At 63.2% G+C, this 18104-nt stretch carries 17 protein-coding genes and 1 riboswitch; of the genes, 7 read left to right on the top strand and 10 right to left on the bottom strand.

Going from position 1 to position 18104, the window contains the following annotated elements:
* The first annotated feature begins 174 nt into the window (after positions 1 to 174).
* Complete coding sequence (locus V7S54_RS12980) at positions 175 to 1053, top strand: ABC transporter permease (protein WP_057254900.1); 879 nt, start codon at positions 175 to 177, stop codon at positions 1051 to 1053.
* Positions 1050 to 1844, top strand: coding sequence for an ABC transporter ATP-binding protein (locus V7S54_RS12975; protein WP_065374073.1), 795 nt, complete (start codon positions 1050 to 1052; stop codon positions 1842 to 1844). Before V7S54_RS12980 ends, V7S54_RS12975 begins: the two co-directional genes overlap by 4 nt.
* A 268-nt stretch (positions 1845 to 2112) precedes the next feature.
* Here the strand turns inward: V7S54_RS12975 and V7S54_RS12970 are convergent, their stop codons facing one another.
* Positions 2113 to 2754 (bottom strand): LysE family translocator, encoded by a 642-nt coding sequence (locus V7S54_RS12970; RefSeq protein WP_065374072.1) that lies wholly within the window; start codon positions 2752 to 2754, stop codon positions 2113 to 2115.
* Positions 2755 to 2920: 166 nt separating this feature from the next.
* On the opposite strand from V7S54_RS12970, the gene V7S54_RS12965 reads away from it, so the two are divergent.
* The gene (locus V7S54_RS12965; protein WP_065374071.1) at positions 2921 to 4138 is read left to right on the top strand and encodes an argininosuccinate synthase; all 1218 of its coding nucleotides are present in this window, start codon (positions 2921 to 2923) and stop codon (positions 4136 to 4138) included.
* Positions 4139 to 4200: 62 nt separating this feature from the next.
* Here the strand turns inward: V7S54_RS12965 and V7S54_RS12960 are convergent, their stop codons facing one another.
* From V7S54_RS12960 to V7S54_RS12940, 5 genes are all read right to left on the bottom strand, one after another.
* The gene (locus V7S54_RS12960; protein ID WP_065374070.1) at positions 4201 to 5439 is read right to left on the bottom strand and encodes a multidrug effflux MFS transporter; all 1239 of its coding nucleotides are present in this window, start codon (positions 5437 to 5439) and stop codon (positions 4201 to 4203) included.
* Positions 5436 to 5939, bottom strand: coding sequence for a MarR family winged helix-turn-helix transcriptional regulator (locus V7S54_RS12955; protein WP_065374069.1), 504 nt, complete (start codon positions 5937 to 5939; stop codon positions 5436 to 5438). The genes V7S54_RS12960 and V7S54_RS12955 overlap by 4 nt, the downstream gene beginning before the upstream one ends.
* 77 nt (positions 5940 to 6016) lie before the next feature.
* A complete protein-coding gene (locus tag V7S54_RS12950) occupies positions 6017 to 7843 on the bottom strand; it encodes an ABC-F family ATP-binding cassette domain-containing protein (protein WP_065374068.1) in 1827 nt (608 codons plus the stop codon).
* 3 nt (positions 7844 to 7846) lie between these two features.
* Positions 7847 to 8497, bottom strand: a complete 651-nt coding sequence (locus tag V7S54_RS12945) for a thiamine diphosphokinase (protein WP_065374231.1) — start codon at positions 8495 to 8497, stop codon at positions 7847 to 7849.
* An 84-nt stretch (positions 8498 to 8581) separates the two neighbouring features.
* The gene (locus tag V7S54_RS12940; RefSeq protein ID WP_065374067.1) at positions 8582 to 9067 is read right to left on the bottom strand and encodes a GNAT family N-acetyltransferase; all 486 of its coding nucleotides are present in this window, start codon (positions 9065 to 9067) and stop codon (positions 8582 to 8584) included.
* Positions 9068 to 9212: 145 nt separating this feature from the next.
* A riboswitch (TPP riboswitch) is annotated at positions 9213 to 9331 on the top strand.
* 49 nt (positions 9332 to 9380) lie between these two features.
* On the opposite strand from V7S54_RS12940, the gene thiB reads away from it, so the two are divergent.
* From thiB to V7S54_RS12920, 4 genes are all read left to right on the top strand, one after another.
* Complete coding sequence (thiB, locus tag V7S54_RS12935; RefSeq protein ID WP_065374066.1) at positions 9381 to 10409, top strand: thiamine ABC transporter substrate binding subunit; 1029 nt, start codon at positions 9381 to 9383, stop codon at positions 10407 to 10409.
* Positions 10410 to 10440: 31 nt separating this feature from the next.
* A complete protein-coding gene (gene thiP, locus V7S54_RS12930; protein ID WP_065374230.1) occupies positions 10441 to 12045 on the top strand; it encodes a thiamine/thiamine pyrophosphate ABC transporter permease ThiP in 1605 nt (534 codons plus the stop codon).
* Complete coding sequence (gene thiQ, locus V7S54_RS12925; protein ID WP_065374065.1) at positions 12042 to 12761, top strand: thiamine ABC transporter ATP-binding protein; 720 nt, start codon at positions 12042 to 12044, stop codon at positions 12759 to 12761. Before thiP ends, thiQ begins: the two co-directional genes overlap by 4 nt.
* 303 nt (positions 12762 to 13064) lie before the next feature.
* Positions 13065 to 14576, top strand: a complete 1512-nt coding sequence (locus tag V7S54_RS12920; RefSeq protein ID WP_065374064.1) for a M48 family metalloprotease — start codon at positions 13065 to 13067, stop codon at positions 14574 to 14576.
* A 309-nt stretch (positions 14577 to 14885) separates the two neighbouring features.
* On the opposite strand, the gene V7S54_RS12915 is transcribed toward V7S54_RS12920, so the two are convergent.
* From V7S54_RS12915 to V7S54_RS12900, 4 genes are all read right to left on the bottom strand, one after another.
* The gene (locus V7S54_RS12915; protein WP_057254889.1) at positions 14886 to 15752 is read right to left on the bottom strand and encodes an RNA polymerase factor sigma-32; all 867 of its coding nucleotides are present in this window, start codon (positions 15750 to 15752) and stop codon (positions 14886 to 14888) included.
* Positions 15753 to 16165: 413 nt separating this feature from the next.
* The gene (locus V7S54_RS12910) at positions 16166 to 16735 is read right to left on the bottom strand and encodes a CarD family transcriptional regulator (protein WP_034802893.1); all 570 of its coding nucleotides are present in this window, start codon (positions 16733 to 16735) and stop codon (positions 16166 to 16168) included.
* Between the two features lie 411 nt (positions 16736 to 17146).
* Positions 17147 to 17485, bottom strand: a complete 339-nt coding sequence (gene fdxA, locus V7S54_RS12905; RefSeq protein ID WP_057254888.1) for a ferredoxin FdxA — start codon at positions 17483 to 17485, stop codon at positions 17147 to 17149.
* Between the two features lie 203 nt (positions 17486 to 17688).
* Positions 17689 to 18102 carry an RNA-binding S4 domain-containing protein gene (locus V7S54_RS12900; RefSeq protein ID WP_065374063.1) on the bottom strand — a complete coding sequence of 138 codons (414 nt, stop codon included), beginning with the start codon at positions 18100 to 18102 and terminating at the stop codon, positions 17689 to 17691.
* Positions 18103 to 18104 lie beyond the last annotated feature (2 nt).

Raw genomic sequence — 18104 nt, 5'->3', positions numbered from 1 at the left:
TCCGTTCCATACGGGGGCGGTTCGCTATGAGGGGCCTGCATCCTTGGGATTGAGGGGCCGCTCCAAAGTTCTAAGCCGCACATGCGCCCGGCCACAGATGGCCCCATGTGCCAGGCGGGAGCGTCGCGCCCATGAGGACAACCACGCGCGACACGTAGAAAAGAGGGTCTGGGGTTGAGTCTAATCGCTTTCTGGGGAGCCGTGGAACTGGGGCTGGTCTACGCCTTTGTCGCCGTCGGCGTCTTTCTTGCATTCCGGGTACTCGATTTCCCCGACCTGACCGTCGACGGATCGTTTCCGCTGGGCGCCGCCGTCACCGCCGTGCTGATCATTGCCGGCGTCAACCCATGGCTTGCCGCGTGCGTGGCGATGGTCGCGGGGGCTGCCGCCGGCATCGTCACGGCGATGCTCAACGTGCGCTTCAAGATCCTCAACCTGCTCGCCTCGATCCTGACGATGATCGCGCTGTTCTCGGTCAACCTTCGCGTGATGGGCAAGCCGAACGTCGCGCTGATCAATGCCGACACGATGCTGTCGCCCTTCTACGGTCTCGGTCTTCGTGATTTCTACGTCCGGCCGCTGTTCATCGGCGTGCTCGTCGTCATCGCCGTCATCGTCGTCTGGCGCTTCCTTGAGAGCGATGCCGGTCTCGCGATGCGCGCCACCGGCGCCAATGCGCGCATGGCCCGTGCCCAAGGCGTCGACACCAACCGCCAGATCTATCTCGGCATGGCGATCTCCAATGCGCTCGTCGCCTTCGGCGGTGCGCTCTTTGCCCAGACCAACGGTTTCGCCGATGTCACCTCGGGCGTCGGCACCATCGTCGTCGGCCTTGCCGCCGTCATTATCGGCGAGACGCTGCTCGGCGCGCGCGGCATCCTGATCGCACTGATCGGCTGCGTGCTCGGCTCGATCCTCTACCGCATCGCCATCCAGCTGGCGCTGTCGACCGACATGCTCGGGCTGCAGGCCTCCGACCTTAACTTCGTCACCGCCGCGCTCGTCACCTTCGCCCTCGTCCTTCCCCGCCTGCGTCGTGGAGGTGCGGCATGATCAGCGTCAACAACATCCAGGTCATCTTCGGCAAGGGAACCCCGCTGCAGAAGCAGGCGCTGAACGGCGTCGACCTGACGATCGAACAAGGCTCCTTCGTCACCGTCATCGGCTCCAACGGCGCCGGCAAGTCGACGTTGCTCGGCGTGCTCGCCGGCGACGTGCTACCGAGCGAAGGCCAGGTGATGATCGGGAAGACCGATGTCAGCCGCAAGGGCACCGCCGCCCGTGCCGGCCTCGTCGCCCGCGTCTTCCAGGATCCGCTGACGGGGAGTTGCGGCGCCCTGTCGATCGAGGAAAACCTGGCGCTTGCCGCCAAGCGCGGCGAGGCGCGCGGTCTTGTCGCAGCACTCGGCCCCAAGCGCCGTGAGCATTTCCGCGGGCGCATCGCCGAGCTCAATCTCGGCCTCGAAAACCGCATGGGCGACCGCATGGATCTGCTCTCCGGCGGCCAGCGTCAGGCGGTCTCGCTGGTCATGGCGACGCTCGCGGGTTCCGAAGTGCTGCTGCTCGATGAGCACACGGCGGCACTCGACCCGGGCATGGCCGAGTTCGTGATGAACCTCACCCAGAAGATCGTCTCGGAGCGCAAGCTGACGACGATGATGGTCACCCATTCGATGCGCCAGGCGCTCGATTACGGCCACCGCACCATCATGCTGCACGGCGGCGAGATCGTACTCGACGTCGCCGGCGACAGCCGCAAGGAATTGCAGGTCGAGGACCTGATCGCCATGTTCCGCCGCATCCGCGGCCAGACACTCGACGACGACGCGCTGCTGATCGGCTGATCCGGTCGGCCTGTCTCGCGGTCACAGCCTGCCCCTCATCTGCCTGCCGGCATCTTCTCCCCGTAAGGACGGGGAGAGAGACAAGCGGTGATCACGCAGCCCCTCTTCGGCCGACGGCTTAGATTGCAGGCAATGAACCATTCCACACTTTGAAGCGGCTCCAACAGGACGCCATATGCGCCGAACGGTGCGTCGTGCGTTCTTCTCCCCGCAAGCGGGGAGAAGATGCCGGCAGGCAGATGAGGGGCAGATCCCTCCGGCGCGCGCCTTACCGCGCCGTCGTCATGAAGATCTTCACTGCGAAGACCGAGAAGACCCCAGCGAAGCTGTAATCGAGCGCCCGCATCACGCCCCTGTTGCGCTGCAGCCAGGAGGCCAGCCAATCGGCGGTGAACACCACCAGCATGTTGACCGGCATGCCGATCAGGATGAACAGCAGGCCAAGGAACAGGAGCTTGCCGGTAACCGAGGGGTCGTCGGCGCTGACGAATTGCGGCAGGAAGGTCATGAAGAAGATGATGACCTTGGGATTGAGCAGGTTCACCCAGAAGCCGGCCGAAATGTTGGCAAGCGCCGTGCCCTCCGTGACCTCGATCTTCTGAACGGAGATGCTCGAGCCAAAGCGGATCGCCTGCACCGCAAGCCACAGAAGATAGGCGGCGCCACCGGCCTTGAGGATGGTGAAGGCGGTGGGCGAAGCGGTGATCAGCGCCGAAATGCCGAAGGCGACGAGCAGCGTATGCACGACGATGCCGAAGCTGGTGCCGAGCACGACGAAGAGTGCCGCCTTCTTGCCCTGCGCCAGCGCGCGGCTGATCGAAAGCGTCATGTCCGGGCCGGGCGTCGCCGCCAGAAGCAGCGTTGCGGCGGCGAAGGTGGCGAGGGTTGGCAGGCTGGGAATGAAGTCCATCATCGGTCTCCGTATAGCTGCCTCCAGTAATCCCGCGCCCGCGCTTTTGCCAGCGGATTCGCGACATCCGCCGTTCTAGCGCTTGTATCGCCGCAGGTTCTGGCTAAAGTGCCGCAGATTTGCACGCGGCATCGCCGCCCTCCCCAAGACCAGACGGACGGAAACCATGGCATCGCATAAAGACGTGAAAAAGGTCGTTCTCGCCTATTCGGGCGGTCTCGACACCTCGATCATCCTGAAGTGGCTGCAGACCGAACTCGGCGCGGAAGTCGTCACCTTCACCGCCGACCTCGGCCAGGGCGAAGAGCTCGAGCCGGCGCGCAAGAAGGCCGAAATGCTCGGCATCAAGGAGATCTATATCGAGGACGTCCGAGAGGAGTTCGTCAAGGATTTCGTCTTCCCGATGTTCCGCGCCAATGCGGTCTATGAAGGCGTCTACCTGCTCGGCACCTCGATCGCCCGACCGCTGATTTCCAAGCACCTGATCGACATCGCCAAGAAGACCGGCGCCGACGCCATCGCCCATGGCGCCACCGGCAAGGGCAACGACCAGGTTCGCTTCGAGCTTTCGGCCTATGCTCTGAACCCCGACATCAAGATCATCGCTCCGTGGCGCGACTGGTCGTTCAAGAGCCGCACCGACCTGCTCGAATTCGCCGAGAAGCACCAGATCCCGGTTGCCAAGGACAAGAAGGGCGAGGCGCCGTTCTCGGTCGACGCCAACCTCTTGCACTCCTCGTCCGAGGGCAAGGTTCTCGAGGATCCGGCCCAGGAAGCCCCGGAATACGTGCATATGCGCACGATCTCGCCGGAGGCCGCGCCGGACCAGGCAACCGTCATCAAGATCGGATTCGAGCGCGGTGACGCCGTCTCGATCAACGGCGTGCGCCTGTCGCCGGCGACGCTGCTCGCCAAACTCAACGACTACGGCCGTGACAACGGCATCGGCCGTCTCGACCTCGTCGAAAACCGCTTCGTTGGCATGAAGTCGCGCGGCGTCTATGAGACCCCCGGCGGCACGATCCTGCTTGCCGCGCACCGCGCGATCGAATCGATCACGCTCGACCGGGGTGCTGCTCACCTCAAGGACGAGCTGATGCCGCGTTACGCCGAGCTGATCTATTACGGCTTCTGGTTCTCGCCGGAGCGCGAAATGCTGCAGGCAGCGATCGACAAGAGCCAGGAGCATGTCGAAGGCGAAGTGACGCTGAAGCTCTACAAGGGCAACGTCATGACCATCGGCCGCGAAAGCCCGAAGTCGCTCTATTCCGACAAGCTCGTCACCTTCGAGGACGACCAGGGCGCCTACGACCAGAAGGATGCCGCCGGCTTCATCAAGCTCAACGCGCTGCGCCTGCGCACGCTGGCTGCGCGCAACCGCTAAGACCTGCATTCACCAAAAGCAAAAGCCTCCGCGACCAGTTCGCGGAGGCTTTTTTGTTTCCCTCACTCCGCTGCGTCCGGTAACGGATCCTCGCGGTCGGAGGGCACCGCCAGCGGCGCTAGCCGAACCGTCCGGCGATACCAGACATAGCTGAGGATACAGACGAGGCCGAAGCTCGGGATGATCGTGCCAAGCGCCAGCACCGGAACACCGACCGCAGCGGCGATCGCGCCACCGAGCAGGCCTGAGCCCATCTGGACGAAGCCCATCATCGCAGAGGCTGTTCCCGCGATATCAGGAAAGGGCGCCATCGCCGCCGTCATCATATAGGGCATCACAAAGGCGATGCCGAAGGCATAGACGCCGATCGGCAGCATGACCGAGAGGAAGCTCGGCGCAAGTGCATGCATGCTGTAGGCGAGGATCAGACTGGCGAGACCGATGAAGGCGAGGCCGGCCGGTACCAGCGCCTGCGGCGTGAAACGACGCATCAAAAGCCGCACCACTACCGTTCCCGAAAAGAACAGACCCGACTGCATCAACATGCCGACGCCGAACTCGGTGGGCGTCAGGCCGACTTCGTTGATCAGCACGAAAGGCAACATCGTCGCCCAGGCGTAGAGCGCGCCGACCGCTCCGCCGATGACGAGCGTCGAGGAGACGAAGCGGCTGTCGCTCACCAATCGCCGATAGGCAGCAACGATCGGCTTCAGGTGCCCCTTGGCGGGGTCGGGTGTCACGGTCTCGGCCATAAAGAACTGCACGGTGATGCAAGCCATCGCGGCAAAGCCGACCATCAGCAAGAAGATCGACTGCCAGCCGAAAAGGCCGAGCGCCAGGCCGCCGAGCGTCGGCGACAAGGCTGGCCCCAGCGCCAGCATCATGCCGATCATGTTCATGATCCGCGCCGCTTCGGTCCCGGTGAACTGGTCCCGCACGATCGCCCGCGCCACCGTCATGCCGACGGAAGCACCGATACCCTGTACCAGGCGCCCGGCGAGCAGCACCGCAACCGACGGCGCAAAGGCAGCCATCAGGCTGCCGACGAGATAGATCGCCATGAAGATCAGCGTCGCGCGGCGGCGTCCGATAACATCGGAGAGCGTGCCGGAAACGAGCTGGGCAAAGGCGAAGCCGGCGAAATAGAGCGACAGCGTCATCTTGATCGCCGCTTCGCTCGACGAAAACGCCCGTACCAGCTCCGGCATGGCCGGCGTATAGAGAGCCATGGAAACAGGCCCGAGCGCCACCAGGAAGGCCCCGATGATGCTCGTCCGCCGTTCGCTCATGCGGCGTGTCATCGCGGGGTCCCGGGCTGGTCCTCGGACTTCTCCGCTGTCTCCTTGCCGGCAAGGCACGGGTCAAGCTCACGCAAGTTGTCGCGCAGGATGCGCAGATTGGCGCAGAGAACCTCGCGCGTCGCCTCGTCGAGCCCCGCGGTATAGGCGTTCATCATCTCCCGCAGCCCCGTCATCAGCTCGGTGAGTAGCGGGCCGGCCTTCTCGGTGATGGCGACGTTCTTGGCGCGGCGATCTGCCGGATCCGGCACGCGGGCAACAAGGCCCATCGCCTCCAGCCGATCGAGATAGGCCGAAAGCGTCATCGGCTCGATACCCATACGGGTGGCGATTTCGGCCTGCTTGATGCCTTCTTTGAGCACAACCTGGATCAGCGTGCGGGCCTCGCCGGGCGTGATGCCCAGATCCATGGCATTGACCTTGCGGTCGAAAGCTCCGCGCAAAAGGCGCGAGACGTCCGTGAGCAGCATTCCGATGGTTTCTGATTCAAGTTTGAAGGGCATCAGGATCGTTCACAAATGATATAATAAGTTTTTCTTATCATATCCCCTGACGCCGTTCAACGCGTCACTGGTTGCAGCTAGCCTTCGAGCTCCTCGCGCAGCATTTCGAGCTCCAGCCACTCTTCCTCCATGCGCGCGAGATCCGCACGAAGCTTCTCCAGTTCCTGGGCGAGCTTCGCAAAGGCATTTGGATCTTTTGTGAAAAGATTGGGATCAGCCATCTTTTCTTCGCGCTTGGCGGCCTCGGCCTCTGCCTTGGCGATCTCCTTCGGCAGGTTTTCGAGCGCGAATTTCTGCTTGTAGGAAAGCTTGCCCTTGGCGGCCTTCGGCGCATCGGCGGCGGGTGCAGCGGCGTCGGCTTTGGCCTTTTCCGCCTTTTCTGCCTTGCGCTTCTCTTCAATCGCGCCCTTGCGCTGCGCCATCATGTCGGAATAGCCGCCGGCATACTCGATCCAGCGGCCATCCGGCTCCTCCGGGTTTGCCGGCGCGATCGTCGAGGTGACGGTGCGATCGAGGAAGTCGCGGTCGTGGCTGACGAGAATGACCGTTCCGGCAAAGCCGGCGACGATCTCCTGCAAGAGGTCCAGCGTCTCGATGTCGAGGTCGTTGGTCGGCTCGTCGAGGATCAGAAGATTGGTCGCCCGCGAAAGGATGCGCGCCAGCATCAGCCGAGCGCGCTCGCCACCCGAGAGCTCGCGGATCGGCGTGCGCGCCTGCTCCGGCTGGAACAGGAAATCCTTCATGTAGCCGGTAACGTGGCGCTGCTCGCCGTTGACGAGCAGGTTGTCGCCGCGGCCGTCGGTCAGGTAATGGGCCAGCGTGTCGTCCAGGTTGAGGTCTTCGCGCTTCTGGTCGAGCGTCGCCATTTCGAGGTTGGTGCCGAGCTTGACCGTGCCAGCGTCCGGCTCGATCTGACCGGTCAACATCTTGAGGAGCGTCGTCTTGCCGGCACCGTTCGGGCCGACCAGACCGATGCGGTCACCGCGATGGACGCGGATCGAGAAGGGCGCGACGATGGTGCGGTCACCATAGGCCTTGCTGACCTTTTCGGCCTCGATCACCAGCTTGCCGGACTCCTTGGCGTCAGCTGCCGTTGCCTGCACGGTGCCTTGAGGCCCCTTGTGGCCGCGATAGACCGCCCGCATGGTCTGCAACTCGCCGAGGCGGCGCATGTTGCGCTTACGCCGCGCGGTCACGCCGTAGCGCAGCCAGTGCTCCTCGCGCTCGATCGCCTTGCCGAGCTTGTGCTGTTCCAGTTCCTCGGCCTCCAGCACCTCGTCGCGCCAGGCTTCGAAATGGCCAAAGCCGCGATCGAGCCGGCGCGACTGGCCGCGATCGAGCCAGACGGTCGCCGTCGACACCTTCTCCAGGAAGCGCCGATCGTGCGAGATCAGCACCAGCGCCGAACGGCTGCGGGTAAGCTCATCTTCCAGCCATTCGATCGTCGGCAGGTCGAGATGGTTGGTCGGTTCGTCAAGCAGCAAGATGTCAGGTTCCGGCGCCATGACGCGCGCCAATGCCGCGCGGCGCGCCTCACCGCCCGAAAGGCGCGTCGGGTCTTCTTCGCCGGTTAGGCCCAGATGCTGCAGCAGGTAGGCGACGCGATAGGGATCGTCGCTCGGGCCGAGACCGGCTTCGGCATAGGCCTGCACCGTGTCGTAGCCGTCGAAATCCGGCGCCTGGTGCAGATAGCGGATGGTCGCGGAGGGATGGCGGAACACCTCGCCCGATTGCGCTTCCGCGAGACCCGCGGCGATCTTCATCAAGGTCGACTTGCCCGAGCCATTGCGCCCGACCAGGCAGATGCGGTCGCCCGGCTCCACTTGCAGGTTGGCACCGGCAAGCAGCGGCGCGCCGCCGAAGGTCAAGAAGATATCGTCGAGTTTCAGAATGGGAGGCGCCAAGGCTCAGGCTCCGGAAAGATCATAGGGGCGGGCAAGCACGATGGCGCGTCCGCTCTTGAGGCTGAAGCGAAGGGGACCCTCCGCAACGTTGGAAACGGTTCGGGACGATCCGAACGGCAGGGTGAAATCATCAAGCGGATAGCGCGCATTGACGATCGAAAGGCCGGTCAGCTCGGTCAATCCCAGCACCGAAAAGAGGCAACCTTTCGGCAGGTCGAGATCGAGCGCACCGGCCAGCAGCGGGTAGGCTTCTTCCTCGCCAGATGTCATCACCACCGAAAGCCCGCGCTCGGCAAGCGCTGCTGCCTGCAGCAGGTGCAGGAAGGCATGGTCGCTGCGGCTGCCGCCAAGCGCGCCGGCAAAGATCAGCCGGTCGGCCCCGCGAGATAGCGCGGCTTCCACCGCAATCTCGCCATCCGTCGCAGCCTTTGCCGCCGGATAGGGCTCGCGTGGAACCGAGGCGAAGTCGGACAGCAGGGCGTCTTCGGTCGAATCGAAATCGCCGACCCAGACATCCGGCACGACGCCGAGCAGGCGCGCATGGCGCATGCCGCCGTCAGCGGCAACGAAGCGGCTGCCGCTGAGCTGCTCTGACAGCCGGCTGGTCACCGAGAGGGCGCCGCCAAGCAAAATGGTGAAGGTCGATCGAGCCATGGCAATGCCCATAGCGCAAAGGATCGCGGAAGGAAAACGAAGAAAACCGCAAACCGCTGCGATCGCAGCAATTTGCCGTAGCCATCAGTGCCCTTCCGGCACCGGTTCCGGGAACAGCATGCCGGCATAGATCCCGGGTGTTGAATCGGGAATTTCGATCGCGCCTGCCACGCGCTCGTAGAACTTCGCCGGGCCGACGCCACCGATGATCGCATAGCCATAGCCGGCGTCGCGCATCGCCGTCAGGCTCGCAAGCAGCAGCGCTTCGCCGATACCTTGCCCGCGCATGCTTTCATCGACGCCGGTCGGGCCGAAGAAGCCGAGCGCCGTGACGTCATGGCAGGAAAAGCCGACGATCTTTTCGTCATGCACCGCGATGTGCATGCGCGTCGGGGTCGAGGAGAAGGCAGCCTCCGCTTCGCCCGCCCAGCCGGCACCAAACGTCTTTTCGATCCAGGAGACCACCAGACGGCGTTCCGGCGCCATGGCGCGACGGATGCTGATGCCTGAACCAAGCCGCGACTGGGGCTCTGCCGGAAGGGCATAAAGTCGAACGAGCATATCTGGCATGGCGTTTCCTCCTTGCGGCTAAGCGTGATGGTGTCATAGCGCAGTTACCGTTTGGCGGAAACGCCCAGCGCAAAATGGGCTCGACCCATGCATCGGCCATTCCAAACACCGCTTGCCATGGAGCCAACGCAGCGGTAAATCTCTTGCCGCTCTAACGGGGTGCCTCCCGACCGCGAAGCGGCCGGAGGCTGAGAGGCGTCAAAACGCCAACCCGCGGAACCTGATCCGGCTCATACCGGCGGAGGGATTAGACGCGATCGCACCGATACGCCCTTTTCCCGTGCAACAACGAACTTTGGGAGAGGTGCTTCGCATGTCCAATTCTTCACAGCTCAAAATACTTAGCCGGCTAGCGCTCAGCGCAGCGGCAAGCCTTGCCTTCGCCAGTGGCGCTGCTGCTGCCGACAAGACGCTGACGGTCTACACCTACGAAAGCTTCATCACCGAATGGGGTCCGGGCGCCAAGGTCGCGGAAGCCTTCGAAAAGACCTGCGAGTGCAAGGTCAACTATGTCGGCGTCGCCGACGGCGTTGAGCTCTTGACCCGTCTGAAGCTCGAAGGGCAAGCTTCGAAGGCCGACATCGTGCTCGGCCTCGACACCAACCTCGTGGCGGAAGCCAAGGCGACCGGCTTCTTCGCGCAGCATGGCATCGAAGCCAAGGATCTGAAGGTTCCGGGCGGTTTCTCCGATGACACTTTCCTGCCCTACGACTACGGCCATTTCGCCGTCGTCTATGACACCGAGACCCTGAAGACACCGCCGAAGAGCCTCAAGGACCTGGTCGAAGGCGACGCGTCGCAGAAGATCGTCATCGAGGATCCGCGCACCTCGACGCCGGGCCTTGGTCTGCTGCTCTGGGTCAAGGCGGTCTACGGTGACGAGGCGGGCGCCGCCTGGGCAAAGCTCAAGGATCGGGTTCTCACGGTCACCCCCGGCTGGTCGGAAGCCTACGGCCTCTTCACCAAGGGCGAAGCGCCGATGGTGCTCTCCTACACCACCTCGCCCGCCTACCACATGGTCGCTGAGAACACCGAGCGCTACCAGGCGGCCACCTTCTCGGAAGGTCACTACATCCAGATCGAGGTCGCCGGCATGACCAAAAATGCCAAGGAGCCAGAACTGGCAAAACAGTTTCTCGCCTTCATGACCGGGCCGGAGTTCCAGTCGATCATCCCGACGACCAACTGGATGATGCCGGTCGCAGCGACTAAGGAGCCGCTGCCGGACGCCTTCAACAAGCTGGTCAACCCGGAGAAGACCTTCCTGCTGCCATCGGAAGAGGTCGCGAAGAACCGCAAGGCCTGGATCGACGAGTGGCTTGCTGCCATGAGCAAGAACTGAGGCCGGATTGTTCGCACTTCGCGAAAACCGCATGACTGTTGTCGCCGGGGCATTTTGCCTCGGCGCCTTCCTGCTCTTCGTCGGCCTGGCGATCGCTGCCTTGCTCGCCCAGACCGGCGGCACCGACGAAGGCACCCTGTTCGATGCCTATATCTGGCGCGTCACCCGCTTCACGCTGCTGCAGGCTAGCCTTTCCACTCTGCTGTCCGTGCTATTCGCGATACCGGTGGCACGGGCGCTGGCGCGGCGGCCGCAGTTTTTCGGCCGGATCTGGCTGTTGCGGCTGATGGCGCTGCCGCTCGGCCTGCCCGTTCTCGTCGGCGCACTCGGGCTGATCGAGATCTGGGGACGCCAGGGCTTCCTCAATTCCGGCCTGCGCTGGCTCGGCCTCGAGCAATCGATCAGCATCTATGGCCTGTTCGGCATCCTTCTTGCCCATGTCTTCTTCAACATGCCGCTCGCGGCGCGCCTGTTCCTGGCCGGCCTCGAGCGCATTCCGGCCGAATACTGGCGCAGCGCTGCCAATCTCGGCATGCCCTCCCGAGCGCTCTTCCGCTTCATCGAATGGCCTGTCCTGCGCGGCCTGCTGCCGGGCGCGGCCGGCCTCGTCTTCATGCTCTGCGCCACCAGCTTCACGCTCGTGCTGACGCTTGGCGGCGGGCCCGCTGCCAGCACCATCGAGGTCGCGATCTATCAGGCGCTGCGCTTCGATTTCGATCCGCCACGCGCCATCGCGCTGTCCGGCCTGCAGATCGCCATGACCGGTATCCTGCTTCTCATCCTCAGACGACTGGCAACGGAGCCGGAAGAGGGCATGACCGGCGGCCGCACGGTTAGGCGCTTCGATGGCGCAACGACAGCGGCGCGGTTCAACGATGGCGCCTGGATCATCCTGGCATTGCTCTTTCTCATCGCCCCGCTGATTGCGGTGGTCGTCTCCGGCCTGCAGGCCGATCTTCTGAAGCTCGCGCGCGATCCGAACGTGCACCGGGCGCTGATGACGAGTGCGGCGATCGCGCTCGCCTCGGCACTCGCCTCCGTCGCCATGGCGGCCATGATGATCCGCGCCGCAGCGACGGTCACCGCGCCACGCCATGCGGGCGCGCTGGCACACGGCCTTGCCGGTGCGATCGGCGCCAGTACCTCGCTGATCCTGCTGGTGCCGCCTGTCGTGCTCGGCGCCGGCTGGTTCCTGCTCCTTCGCCCCTTCGGCGATGTCGCGCGCTTTGCGCCTGTCATCATCGTCGCGATCAACGCCCTGATGGCGCTCCCCTTTGTCCACCGTATCCTGGCGCCGGCCATGGCGACGCATGCGGCGCGTTCCGAACGGCTGACAGCGAGCCTCGGCATCCGTGGCTTTCATCGCCTGCGATGGATCGACCTTCCCGCCCTCCGAAGGCCGCTGCTGATGGCGCTCTCCTTCGCCATGGCGCTGTCGCTCGGCGACCTCGGCGCCGTCGCCCTCTTCGGCTCGCAGGACATGGTGACGCTTCCCTGGCTGCTCTATAGCCGCATGGGCAGCTACCGCACCGCCGATGCTGCCGGCCTCGCCCTCTTCCTCGGGCTTCTCTGCCTGATCTTCACCATCCTCGGCACGGCGGAAGACGTCCGCCGGCGAGAAGGACGCAAAGCATGACTGAGCCCACCGCGGCCATAGAACTGCGCAATGTCGAGGTTCGTTTCGAAACGACCGCGCTGCACTTCGATTGCACGATCGCTGCCGGCGGCATCGTCGCCGTTGCCGGCGCCTCCGGTTCCGGCAAGTCGACGCTCTTTCACCTCATCGCCGGCTTTGAAGATGCCGACCACGGCGAGATCCGTGTCCTCGGCCAGAACGCTGCCAACCAGGCACCTTCGGAACGCCCGGTCTCGATGATCTTCCAGGACAACAATCTCTTCGCCCATCTAGATGTCGCGACCAATGTCGGCCTCGGCATAGACCCGGCACTTCGCCTGATAGACGAAGATCGGAAGAAGATCGAGGACGCGCTTCACCGGGTTGGGCTTGAAGGCTTCGGACGAAGGCTGCCGCCCACGCTTTCCGGCGGCGAACGCCAGCGGGTCGCGCTCGCCCGCGCACTTGTGCGGCACCGCCCCCTGCTCTTGCTGGATGAACCTTTTGCCGCCCTCGACCCCGGCATGCGCGCCGGCATGCGCACGCTTCTTGGCGAGTTGCACGCGGAAGAAGGCAACACCATTCTGATGATCACGCACCATCCCGAAGACGTGAAGGCGCTGGCCGATAGCGTGCTTTTTCTCGACCAGGGGCGTATCATTGCACACGATACACTCGACCGCTTCCTGGAGCGGCGCGACAATGCGGCAATCGACCGCTTTCTTGGCAACGCGTGAAGGTGGGGCCGGTTTCTCCTCGCCCTCAGCCGATTGCCACAATTTGACCGCGACGCCATGCGACGCGCGAAATATCTGGCCGGGCGCGCGAATATTCGCGCATCCGTTGCCGTGATACCACGGGGCAACTATTTCTACCGAGACAAACTAGGCAGGTGGCGCTGAAATCAGATACAGCAAGACCAGGGCTGAACAGTCGCGGCGGAGCAACGCTGCCGGACTGAAAAAGTAGGACTTTCAACGCTGTCGTTCCATAGCCCCGCTGCATGCGGGTGGAGCGACAGACGGGAAACGGGCTGAGGCATGGAGAGGCATACAGTCACACACGACCGGTTCCCGCCGAAGCGCGGACGGCTGCGTGCACGCGTTGTGGTTGCGCTGCTCGCGACCACGCTTCTCTCCGCATGCCAGTCGGTGATCGAACAATCCTACGAGCCGACAGTTTCGCCCTCGTCCAATCCGCAGATTGTCGACGAGGTCCAGAAGAACGATCCGCGCGCCAAGATGGGCGCACGCGAACATCCGCGCATCGTTGCAAGCTACGGCGGCGAATACAAGGACGCCAAGACCGAACGGCTGGTCGCCCGCATCGCCGGAGCGCTGACCGCCGTCTCGGAGAACCCGCAGCAGTCCTACCGCATCACCATTCTGAATTCGCCGGCGATCAACGCCTTTGCACTGCCGGGCGGCTATCTCTATGTCACCCGCGGCCTGCTGGCGCTTGCCAATGATGCCTCCGAAGTCGCCGCCGTGCTCTCGCACGAAATGGCGCACGTCACCGCCAACCACGGCATCGAACGTCAGCAACGCGAGGAAGCGGAAGTCATCGCCAGCCGCGTGGTTTCCGAGGTGCTGTCGTCCGATCTCGCCGGCAAGCAGGCGCTCGCCCGCGGCAAGCTGCGCCTTGCGGCCTTCTCGCGCAACCAGGAGCTCCAGGCCGACGTCATCGGCGTGCGCATGCTCGGCGAAGCCGGCTACGACCCTTACGCCGCCGCACGCTTCCTGGACTCGATGGCAGCCTATAGCCGCTTCACCGCCGTCGATCCGGAATCCGACCAGAGCCTCGACTTCCTGTCGAGCCACCCGAACGCACCGCAGCGCGTGGACCTTGCGCGCCGGCATGCCCGCGCCTTTGGGCCGGAAGGCACCAGCGGCGATCGCGGCCGCGACTATTACCTCGCCGGTATCGACGGCCTGCTCTACGGCGACAGCCCGCAGGAAGGTTATGTCCGCGGCCAGACCTTCCTGCACGGCCAGCTCGGCATCCGTTTCGACGTGCCGACCGGCTTCCAGATCGACAACAAGGCAGAAGCGGTCCTTGCGACCGGCCCTGGCGACATCGCTGTGCGCTTCGACGGCGTGGCGGATACGGGCGGTCGCAGCCTGACCGACTATATCGCCAGCGGCTGGGTCACCGGCCTGCAGCCCGACACGATCAGGCCGATCAATATCAACGGCCTCGACGCCGCGACCGCGCGCGCCTCTGCCGATCGCTGGGACTTCGACGTCACGGTCATCCGCATCGACACCCGCATCTACCGCTTCCTGACCGCCGTTCCCAAGGGTTCGAACGCGCTCGAGCCGACCGCGAACCAGCTGCGCAGCTCGTTCCGCCGCATGACGCAGGGCGAGGCCCAATCGCTGAAGCCGCTCCGCATCCGCGTCGTAACGGTAAGGCCCGGCGAGACGATCGCGACGCTTTCCGCCCGCATGATGGGGACCGATCGCAAGCTGGACCTGTTCCGGGTGATCAATGCGATGCAGGTCACCTCGACTGTGAAGCCGGGCGACAAGGTGAAAATCGTTTCCGAGTAAGCACGGCAGCCTCACTGCACGCGCGTCGAAGGCGCATATGCTGCTGAAGGCTCAGGCGTTCGCTGCTGCCCCAGACCTCAATGTTCGAGCACACGGGCAGTGCCTCCGATTGAGGTCCGAGCCCGCACGACGGTGCCCCTGAGGCCTATAGCGCCGCACGTCCTATCAGACGCGCAAAACCCCCTGCGCACGTTTGCGCGACAGGCTTTAGAGCAATTCCAGGAAAAGTGTGAAACGGTTTTCCGTCCGGAATTGCGTAATTTCAAACAGTTGGGGCAATTCGCTGTTTCAATGAAACAGTGAAATGCTCTAGTGAATGCCCGCAGTCAGGGCCGGCGCCTTGGTCGCGAGCGCCACTCTGAGCTTTTCGAGCGCCCGGGTTTCGATCTGTCGCACCCGTTCCTTGGAAATGCCGAGATCGAGGCCGAGCTCTTCCAGCGTCGCACCGTCCTCCGACAGTCGTCGTGCACGGATGATCCGCATCTCCCTTTCGGTCAAGGCACCCAGCGCATCGCGGAGCCACACACGGGCGCGCTCGCCGTCGATCATGTCGCTGACCTGTTCGTCCGGAAGCGGCGCATCGCTGGCCAGGAAATCCAGCCGCTCGCCGCCATCGGAATCGGCGCCGCCAACGGGGGCCTGCAAGGAGGTGTCGCTGCCGGAAAGCCGCGCATCCATGGTCTGCACATCGGCAATGCTGACGCCGAGCGCCGCGGCAATTTCCTCATGCATAGCCTGCGATGTAAGTTGCCTGTCGCCTTGCGCCAGACGGGCACGCAAGCGCCGCAGATTAAAGAACAGCGCCTTCTGAGCCGAACTCGTGCCGCCCCGGACGATCGACCAATTGCGCAGGACATAGTCCTGCATCGATGCCCGGATCCACCAGGTCGCATAGGTCGAAAACCTCACCTCACGGCTGGGTTCGAAGCGGGCCGCCGCTTCCAGGAGGCCGATATGGCCTTCCTGCACCAGGTCGCCCATGGGCAGGCCGAAGTTGCGGAACTTCGCTGCCATCGAGATCACGAGCCGCATATGCGACATGGCGATCTTGTTGCGGGCTTCCTGATCATGGTCGTTCCGCCAGGCCTGTGCCAGCGCGTGCTCCTCGTCGCGCTCGAGATAAGGCGCCTCCATTGCGATCTTGATCATCCGCCGGTCTGCAGTGAGAGTCTTCATCGATCACTCCGTGACTGGCGCCGGGCGCCATTGCGTGTGAAGTCCAAAAGGCCGGACAGATGGCGAGTCCGGCAGCAGGGGCGTCTAGATCACGATGATTTGGATCGGATCGATCCAACTTATCGTGATCGGTTCTTTTAAGTCAGAGCGGGATGGCCGCGGAAACCGCATGATCTTTTCCTTCCTCGCTCAAGAGCCCCGGCGCCGATCTTGAACAAACGACGCGGCGCCCTAACTTCAAAATCACGAACCTGAACGGTGACGGATCACAGAACCAAGATCGCCCGGCGCGAAAGCGGCGCGTTCCTGCCGGCTAATGTAAATGCGCGTGGCGGGCAAAAGTTCCATCAGATCAAAGAAAAAGCCCGGCGCGACGGCCGGGCTTTTTTGCAGTCTCACTGCGGCTTGGAAGCTTATGCTGCTTCGTCCTGGGCGTCGTCTTCGTCGATTGCCTTGCCGCGCTTCGGACCCTTGCTGAGGTTTGCCTCGACGAGGCGCACAGCTTCGGTCTCCGACATTTTGTTCACGGCAGCGATTTCGCGCGCCATGCGGTCGAGGGCAGCTTCATAGAGCTGGCGTTCGGAATAGGACTGTTCCGGCTGGTTTTCGGCGCGATAGAGATCGCGGACGACTTCCGCGATGGAAATCAGGTCGCCGGAGTTGATCTTGGCATCGTATTCCTGGGCGCGGCGCGACCACATGGTGCGCTTCACGCGAGCCTTGCCCTGCACAACCTTCAACGCACGATCGACGAAATCGGTTTCGGACAGCTTGCGCATGCCGATGCTGACAGCCTTGGCCACCGGCACCTTCAACCGCATCTTGTCCTTCTCGAAATCGATGACAAAAAGCTCAAGCTTCATGCCGGCGACTTCCTGCTCTTCGATCGCCACGATCTGGCCAACGCCGTGGGCCGGATAGACGATCGATTCACCGGTCTTGAAGCCCTGGCGTGTCGAAGATTTTTTCTGCTGGGTCGTCATTCGTTTCAAAAACTCCCTGTTTCGCGCCGGCCATTCTGGCCGGGGCCGGGTCAGTGAGGCCCGGGATAGACGGGGATACCGCCGGGTGGGTACATCCTGGTCCGTCCACGGAACGCAAACAGCCTCATGAAATGCGGTCGCAACAGAGCAAAGCCATGTTGCGTAATAGGGAGAAACCGCGTTTTGGAGATCGTTTGCTTTCGTGATGGTTTTCGGGCGCGCAAAAACACCCTCTGTGGATCAGTAGAAGGAACCTATCACAAAAAAGTGCCGAAATCAATAATTTGCTGCATGGCAGCCATCAAGCCACCATTCTCGCACCTGCGAGCGCAGTGCGGGTTTTTCCCCAGGTTTGGCGCGCTGGGTCGCGCTCGCTGCGTCAGCCTCGACGAACGATCGAGATCGTTCGTCTCAGTCGCCCTGTCCCGGCTCGGCGGAGAAGAATTTCTCGTACTTGCCTTCCACGCCGTCCATCTCCTTGGCTTCCGGCATCGGATCGCGCTTGACCGTGACGTTCGGCCACTTCGTGGCAAAATCAGCGTTCACTTTCAACCACATATCAAGGCCCGGCTCGGTGTCCGGCTTGATCGCCTCGGCAGGACATTCCGGCTCGCAAACGCCGCAATCGATGCACTCGTCGGGATGGATGACGAGGAAATTCTCGCCCTCATAGAAGCAGTCCACGGGGCAGACTTCGACACAGTCCATATACTTGCAGCGAATGCAATTGTCGGTCACGACATACGTCATGAGGTACTCCAGCCAATGCTCACGTTTGATGGCAGACGGCAATCAATGGTGATGCTCATCGTCCGCGCATGCTAGGAATGTCCGGCGCGCATAGCTGCCGAAGCAAGACCAATGCACCCAACGTGGGTCTGTCAGGTAAAGGCTTTATGGACCCTTTGCAAGAATATTCAATGCGCGAAACGCCGCGGCAAAGGCAGAGTTTTCTAATCCTCGCGCGGATCGAAATCGGGTTTTAGCCGATCGGTATCCCGCCGCTCTTTCTTGGTCGGGCGTCCCGCCCCACGGTCGCGTGTGGCGAGATCAAATGCCGAGAGTTTCTCCTTCGGCAGTTCCGGCGTGAGATCATCATAAAGAAGCCGCGCTTCCTCGTAGGGGCCACGTCGCTCCCCTGGCGCAAGCACGCGCACGGTCAGGCTGCGGCGGTCGAGGACGAGCTCAAGCAGGTCCCCCGTCTTGACCTGAAACGACGACTGCGTCACGCGCTGCTCGTTGACGGCCACGCGGCCGTCCTCGATCGCCTTTTGCGCAAGCGAGCGCGATTTGATCAGCCGCGTGAAAAACAGCCACTTGTCGAGACGCTGGCGCGATGCCGGGTTGGACGTGGGCTGTTTTTCCATGA

The organism is Ensifer sp. CCNWLY38 (genome assembly GCF_037120565.1).
In the GTDB taxonomy this organism is placed as follows: domain Bacteria; phylum Pseudomonadota; class Alphaproteobacteria; order Rhizobiales; family Rhizobiaceae; genus Ensifer; species Ensifer adhaerens_H.
This window is presented reverse-complemented; position numbering and strand designations above follow the sequence as displayed.